The sequence below is a fragment of the Nonomuraea sp. NPDC050691 genome (assembly GCF_040654455.1).
GTDB lineage: Bacteria > Actinomycetota > Actinomycetes > Streptosporangiales > Streptosporangiaceae > Nonomuraea.
The window spans coordinates 1-6,664 of record NZ_JBFAIA010000283.1 but is presented as its reverse complement, the minus strand read 5'-3'; the positions used below and the strand labels follow the sequence as shown (position 1 = coordinate 6,664).

Below are 6,664 nucleotides of genomic sequence, written 5' to 3'. Positions count from 1 at the left end.
CGGCGCCGTGTTCGAAGCAGGCTTCCTGCTCGGCGGGATCTGCGGACCGGCACTGGGCGGGCTCCTCGCTCTCATCGCCCTCCAGGCCCATCTCCCGCAGCGCCGCCGGGACGCCCGACAGGAACAGCGCCTCCGCCTCGGCCCGGTCCAGCCCGGTCAGGCGGGTCCGGTAGCCGTCGAGCAGCCGGTAGCCGCCGCCGCGCCCCCGGTCGGCGTACACCGGCACGCCCGAGCCGGACAGGGCGAGCATGTCGCGGTGAACCGTCCGCTCCGACACCTCCAGCTCGCGCGCCAGCTCCGCCGCCGTCATCCTGCCGCGCGCCTGGAGGAGCAGGACGAGCGACATCAGCCGCGAGGCGCTCACGTCACCGCCACCCGGGGCAGCACCACCGCCGAGGGCAGGTCCGGGGTGTGGAACACCTCGACGTCGGCCGGCACCATCGGCCCGCCGTCCCCGAGGAGGCTCTCGGTGCCGCTGTTGCGGGCGATCGTCGGGTACGCGCCCGCGGCCACGTGCACGCGGATCCGGTGCCCGGCGCGGAAGCGGTGCCCGAGGGGCCACAGCTCCACCACGACCCGCCGCACGTCCCCCTCGACCGGCCCCTCGACCGGCCCCTCGACCGGCCCCTCGACCGGCGCCGCCTCCCCGGGGGAGCCGGGGCGCAGGCGGCGCACGCCCTCGCACAGGTTGAGCGACCTGCCGTCGGGGTGCACGTCGCACACCCGCACCACCACGTCCACGTACGGCGTGCTGGAGCGCACGAACAGCTCGGCCGTGACCGGCCCGATCATCTCCACGTCCCCGGCCAGCGCCGGCGAGCTGTAGACCAGCACGTCGCGCCGCGCCTCCAGCCGCCGCTGGTCGCGCGGCCGGGAGTCGGACAGCAGCACCGGGCCGCCGAGGACCGGCGTGGGGTGCGCGGGGTCGTAGCGGAAGCGGTCCGGCCCGCCCGCCCGCGGCGGTTCCGGGTCGAGCCCGAAGCCGCGCTGGAGGTGCCAGCGCTGCGGCGTCATGCCCGGCACCGGCCAGTCGGGGTAGTCGCGCCACTCGGCGGCGCCCGTCACGTGCAGCCGTACGGGGTCGGCCCGCAGCCCGGAGCCGTCGCCCAGGAGGTGCGCCCGGAACCAGGCCAGCCCCTCGGCCATCGACGGCCGCCCGTGCCGGGCGTCCACGTGGTACCACGGCCCGATCGTCAGGTACGGCCGCCGCCCCGCCCGGCGCATCGCCAGGTAGTCCTTGAGCTGCCACGGCAGGAACACGTCGTACCAGCCGCTGAGCAGCGTGACCGCCGCCTCCACCTGACCGACCCTAGGGGAGAAGTCGCGCTTGTCCCAATACGGCACGGCGGGGTCGGCGTGGTGCGCCAGCAGGTCCTGGAAGAACGGCAGCGGACGGCCGGCCGTGGCCAGGTCCAGCTCCGCCACCGGCCGTCCGGACAGCACGGCCCGCCGCGTCAGCCGGGGCGCCGTCAGCGCCGCCGCCCCGCCGAACGGCCGCGCCATGGCGTCGGTCATCGCCGTCCAGCTCAGCGCCGACTCCAGCGCGAACGCCCCGCCCACGTACGCGGCGTCGCGGAACTGGGAGGCGGTGATCTGGGCCGCCATGGCCTTGAGCTCCGGCCCCGCGTCGGCGGCGATGGCCCACTGCGTGTAGCCGAGGTACGACGGGCCGAACATCGCGAACGACCCGTCGTACCAGGGCTGGGCCCGCATCCACGCCAGCGTCGCCAGGCCGTCGTCGTGCTCGTCGGCCATCGGGTCGAGCAGGCCGCCGGAGCCGAAGCCGCCCCGGCAGCTCTGGATCACCACGTGGAAGCCGTTCCGGGCGAAGCCCCGCCCGTACATCCAGCCGAACAGCCCCCGCCGGCCGTACGGCGAGCGGATGAGGACGACGGGGGCCCGGCCGGCGCCCGCGGGGGCGTAGTGGTCGGCCAGCAGGGTCACGCCGTCCGGCATGGGCACGGGAAGATCACGCTGGAGCCGCACGCGTCGCATTACCTACCAGTAACAGATGCCGCCCGGCAGGTGGAAGCCCGCGCCGCCCCCTCGCGCCCAGGGGTCAGCAGGGGACCTCCGAGAAGTCCTTGTAGATCGTGCGGGTACCTGAGAGGTACCCGCCGCCTTCGCAGTACTCCACCATGCGCCCGACCACGGTGGTCCGGGAGGAGTCGGAGTAGTAGGTCGTGACGCAGTAGTTGCCGAGCCCGCAGGGCCGGGCCTGGGCGGGCGCGCTGGTGACGGCCGCGCCGGCCAGGGCGAGCACGACGGCCAGGGGGAGGGACAGCAGGGAACGGCGCATGGCGAAGCCCTTCGATGGAGGGAACCGTTGACCGGATCATGAGCCCGCCCGCCCCGAAGATCAAGACCCACGACGCGCGCTAGCTGTAGTGCTGGTAGAACGGCCAGGCGGCGCGCCAGGGGCCCTTCAGCCCCCGGCACAGGAACACCGGCATCCCCTGCAGCTCGTTGTCCACGCCGACCCGGTTGTCCACCACGGCGCGCTGCTCGCACGTCGTGTACTGCCGGTACATGCGGCGCCGGCCGATGTTCACCGCCACCGCGACGGTGCCGGTGTCGGGCGGCGGGCCGTACTGGTGGAGCTGGTTCTGGCCGCTGTAGACGCGCGGGATCCCGGCCCGCGCCAGCGCTCCCTGCTCGCCGTAGCTGCCGGTCAGCACGATCGCCCGGCCCCGCTCCTCGGGCGGCAGCGAGTCGAGGATGCCGCGCACGGCGGCGGCGAACTCCGGCCAGCCGACCGACTCGCGCGCCACCTCGTTGACCTCCGGCACGGGCGTGGCGGCCAGCCTGTCGACGGGCAGCAGCGGCAGCGCGATCGTCGCGCACAGCAGCCCGTTGAGCGCCAGCGCCGCCACCGCCGCCCGCACCCGGCCCGCCGCCTCCACGCTCACGCAGCCCGCCGTGAACAGCAGCAGCACCAGCCCGCCCGTGTAGTCGAACCGGCCGCCGCTGAGCACCGTCAGCACGGCCGCCACCGGGAACGCGACCGCGATCGCCCGCACCCGCCGGTCCTTCCACAGCCGCCACCAGCCGAACCCGGCGATCACCGCCACGACCGGCCCGAACAGCCCGAACTGCATCGGCACGAACAGCAGCCGCTGCTCGTCGCCCTCGCCCTCGCTGAGCGCCGCCGCCATCGTGAGCTGCGGCCAGCCGTGCGTGGCCTGGTAGAGCAGGTTGGGGACGGCGAGGACGAGGGCCACCGCGGCGCCCGCCCACAGCCACGGGCTCGCCAGCACCCGGCGCGGCCCCGCGAGCAGCAGCCCCGCCGCGATCCCCAGCACCAGCATCGCGATCAGCAGCTTGTTGTACGTCGCCAGCCCCGTCACCACGCCGAACGCGAGCCACCACCGCGGATCCTCGCGGCGCAGCGCCTTGACCGCGAACAGCCCGGCCGCCACCCAGAACGGCAGGTCGAAGCTCAGCGTCAGCATCGAGTGCCCGGCCACCAGCGTGTACGCCCCGGTCGCGACGCCGAGCGCCGCCACGGCCTGGGCCACGCGCCCGCCGCCGAGCTCCCGGGTGACCAGCGTCGCGAGCGCCACCAGCAGGGCCGCCGCCAGCGCCGGGAAGACCTTCAGCGCGAACAGCGTGTCGCCGAACAGCGCGATCGACAGGCGGGCGATCAGCGGCGTGAGCGGGGGCTGGTCGACGTAGCCCCAGGCGGGATGCTCGGACAGCACCCTGAAGTACAGCTCGTCGCGGTGGTAGCCGTACCGCTCACCGAGCAGGAGCAGCACCGCGACCAGGCTCGCGGCGACGACGGCGGTCGACCGCCAGGCTAACGGGGGGCGTTCCATGATTGTCAAACTAGCCGCCGCCCTCGCCGCCGGGACCCCTACGCCCCCCGCTATTTCACCCCGGCCTCCCGGCGCGCGCCCGCCCGTCACGCCCCCAGTCACACCCGCCCGTCACACCCGCCCGTCACGTCCGCCCGTCACGTCCGCCCGTCAGGCCACGAAGCCGGGAGCCCCCGCCGCGCGCCGCGTTGCACGATCTTGGGTGCGACGGCTACCCTGAGGCCATGCGAAACCGCGTCGAGCTTCAGTGGTGGCGCCGCTTCTAGGCGGCGCGGGTTTCGCACATCATCGACGGACGGCCGCCCCGGAAGGCGGCCTTTCTCGTGTCCGCCCCCGGGATTCGGCGTTGTGGCAGTTCACTTCGACAGTGACTTCGACAAGGGGCAGCAGTGGAGACGAGCGGATATACCAGCGGTTACGTCACGGCCGGCGGCATCGGCGTCGAGCGGGAGACGCGCGAGGTGTCCGAGGACGCGCTCGAGGAGATCGTGACGGCCCTCGGCGAGCGGCGCGGGGGCGCCTTCTCCTCCGGGATGGACTATCCCGGCCGCTACAGCAGGTGGGCCTTCGGCTACGTCGATCCCTGCGTCGAACTCGTCGCCAAGGGCCGCACCATCTCCGCCCGCGCCCTCAACGCCCGCGGCCGCGTCGTGCTGCCCGCCGTGACCTCGTGCCTGCTGGCCGCCGGCAAGCCGGTCGAGGAGCCGACCGCCGACCGGGTCGAGGTCCACGTGCCCGAGTCGGAGGACCTGCTGCCGGAGGAGATGCGCAGCCGCCGCCCCACCGTGTTCAGCGCGATCCGCGAGGTCATCGCCGCCTTCAAGGGCGACGACCCGCACCTCGGCCTGTACGGCGCCTTCGGCTACGACCTGGCCTTCCAGTTCGAGCCCATCCGGCAGGAGCTCACCCGCCCCGCCGACCAGCGCGACCTCGTGCTCCACCTGCCCGACCGGCTCGTCGTCATCGACCGCCAGCGCGAGACCTGCGTCGAGCACCGCTACGAGTTCACCGTCGACGGCGCGAGCACCCGCGGCCTGGAGCGCTCCGGCGACTCCACGCCCATCGTCACGCCCACCACGGTCCCGGCCGACCCGCCGAGGGGCGAGTACGCCAAGGTCGTCGCCGCCGCCAAGGAGAAGTTCAAGCGCGGCGACCTGTTCGAGGTCGTGCCCGGCCAGGTGTTCCACTCCGTCTGCACCGACCCGGCCGCCTTCTACCGGGGCCTGCGCCACAGCAACCCGGCCCCGTACGAGTTCATCATCAGCCTCGGCGAGGGCGAGCACCTCGTCGGCGCCTCACCCGAGATGTACGTCCGCGTGAGCGGCGAGCGCGTCGAGACCTGCCCCATCTCCGGCACCATCGCCCGGGGCAGCAACCCGGTCGAGGACGCCGAGGCCATCCGCACCCTCCTGTCCAGCGTGAAGGAGGAGTCGGAGCTGACCATGTGCACCGACGTCGACCGCAACGACAAGTCCCGCATCTGCGTGCCCGGCTCGGTGCGCGTCATCGGCCGCCGCCAGATCGAGCTCTACTCCCGCCTCATCCACACCGTCGACCACATCGAGGGCCGCCTGCGCCCCGAGTTCGACGCCCTGGACGCGTTCCTCACCCACATGTGGGCCGTCACCGTCACCGGCGCGCCCAAGACGTGGGCCATGCAGTTCATCGAGGACCACGAGGCGACCACCCGCCGGTGGTACGGCGGCGCCATCGGCTTCATCGGCTTCGACGGGTCCATGAACACCGGCCTGACCCTGCGCACCGCCCAGATCAAGGACGGCCTCGCGACCGTCCGCGCCGGGGCGACGCTGCTGTTCGACTCCGACCCCGAGGCCGAGGAGCGCGAGACCGAGCTCAAGGCCAGCGCCCTGCTCGGCGCCCTGGCCGCCGTCAACCAGCCGCACGCCGTGGCCGCCGAGCCGGTCCGCGAGCAGCCGGGGCGCGGCATGAAGGTGCTGCTCGTCGACCACGAGGACTCCTTCGTCAACACCCTGGCCGACTACTTCCGCCAGGAGGGGGCCGACGTGGTGACGCTGCGCCACGGGTTCCCGCCCGCGATGATCGACGAGGTGGCGCCCGACCTGGTGGTGCTCTCGCCCGGCCCCGGCTGGCCGTCCGACTTCGGCATGTCGGCGCTGATCGGCGAGATCTACGCCCGCGAGCTGCCGGTCTTCGGCGTGTGCCTCGGCCTGCAGGCGATGGTGGAGCAGGCCGGCGGGACGCTGGAGCTGCTCGACTACCCCGAGCACGGCAAGCGCGGGCAGGTCACGCGGCTCGGCGGCAGCGCGCTGCTGGAGGGGCTGCCCGAGCGGTTCACCGCCGCCCGCTACCACTCGCTGCACGCCAAGCGGCCCGGCGTGGTGGGCTTCGAGGCCACGGCCGTGACGCCCGACGGCAACGTCATGGCCATCGAGGACACCCGCAACCGGCGGTTCGCGGTGCAGTTCCACCCCGAGTCGATCCTCACGGCCGAGGGCGGCGCCGGCGCCCAGGTCATCGCCAACGTCCTGCGCCTCGCCCGCCGCTGACCCGCCTCGCCCGGCGGACCACCTCCGGCCCGCCGGGCGGGGACTCCAGGTCACCGAGGGAAAGCGGGGGCGGCGGCCCGGCCGCACCCCCTAGAGTCTCCGCATGCTCCCCCTCGGCCTGTCCGACACGGTGTGCGAAGCGCTGCTCGCCCCGCTGGTCGACCACCACTGCGACGCCGTGCGCCGCGACGACCTGTCCCGGGCCCAGTACGAGCTGCTGATCGGCGGCGGCGTGCCCGCGCCCCCCGGCACCACGCACTTCGACACCCCGGTCGGCGTGGCCGTGCGCCGCTGGTGCGCCCCGGTGCTCGACCTGCC

The 6,664-nt window shown here is 74.0% G+C and carries 5 protein-coding genes and 1 pseudogene; 2 read left to right on the top strand and 4 right to left on the bottom strand.

Annotated features, from left to right (window positions below; genetic code table 11):
• From AB0H81_RS43185 to AB0H81_RS43170, 4 genes are all read right to left on the bottom strand, one after another.
• A partial coding sequence (locus tag AB0H81_RS43185) for an HTH domain-containing protein (RefSeq protein ID WP_358387821.1) occupies nucleotides 1-364 on the bottom strand: 364 nt, incomplete at its 3' end.
• A complete protein-coding gene (locus tag AB0H81_RS43180; protein WP_358387818.1) occupies nucleotides 361-1,995 on the bottom strand; it encodes a CocE/NonD family hydrolase in 1,635 nt (544 codons plus the stop codon). The genes AB0H81_RS43185 and AB0H81_RS43180, both read right to left, overlap by 4 nt.
• 64 nt (nucleotides 1,996-2,059) lie before the next feature.
• Nucleotides 2,060-2,299: a DUF6289 family protein gene (locus AB0H81_RS43175; RefSeq protein ID WP_358387815.1), complete on the bottom strand. Its 240-nt coding sequence runs from the start codon at nucleotides 2,297-2,299 to the stop codon at nucleotides 2,060-2,062.
• 79 nt (nucleotides 2,300-2,378) lie between these two features.
• Nucleotides 2,379-3,818 (bottom strand): glycosyltransferase family 39 protein, encoded by a 1,440-nt coding sequence (locus AB0H81_RS43170; protein WP_358387812.1) that lies wholly within the window; start codon nucleotides 3,816-3,818, stop codon nucleotides 2,379-2,381.
• Nucleotides 3,819-4,207: 389 nt separating this feature from the next.
• Here AB0H81_RS43170 and AB0H81_RS43165 point away from each other — a divergent pair, with 389 nt between their 5' ends.
• Together AB0H81_RS43165 and AB0H81_RS43160 are read left to right on the top strand one after the other, a co-directional pair.
• Complete coding sequence (locus AB0H81_RS43165) at nucleotides 4,208-6,346, top strand: anthranilate synthase component I (RefSeq protein ID WP_358387811.1); 2,139 nt, start codon at nucleotides 4,208-4,210, stop codon at nucleotides 6,344-6,346.
• A gap of 103 nt (nucleotides 6,347-6,449) precedes the next feature.
• Nucleotides 6,450-6,664, top strand: a pseudogene (locus AB0H81_RS43160) (amidohydrolase); the annotation flags it as partial.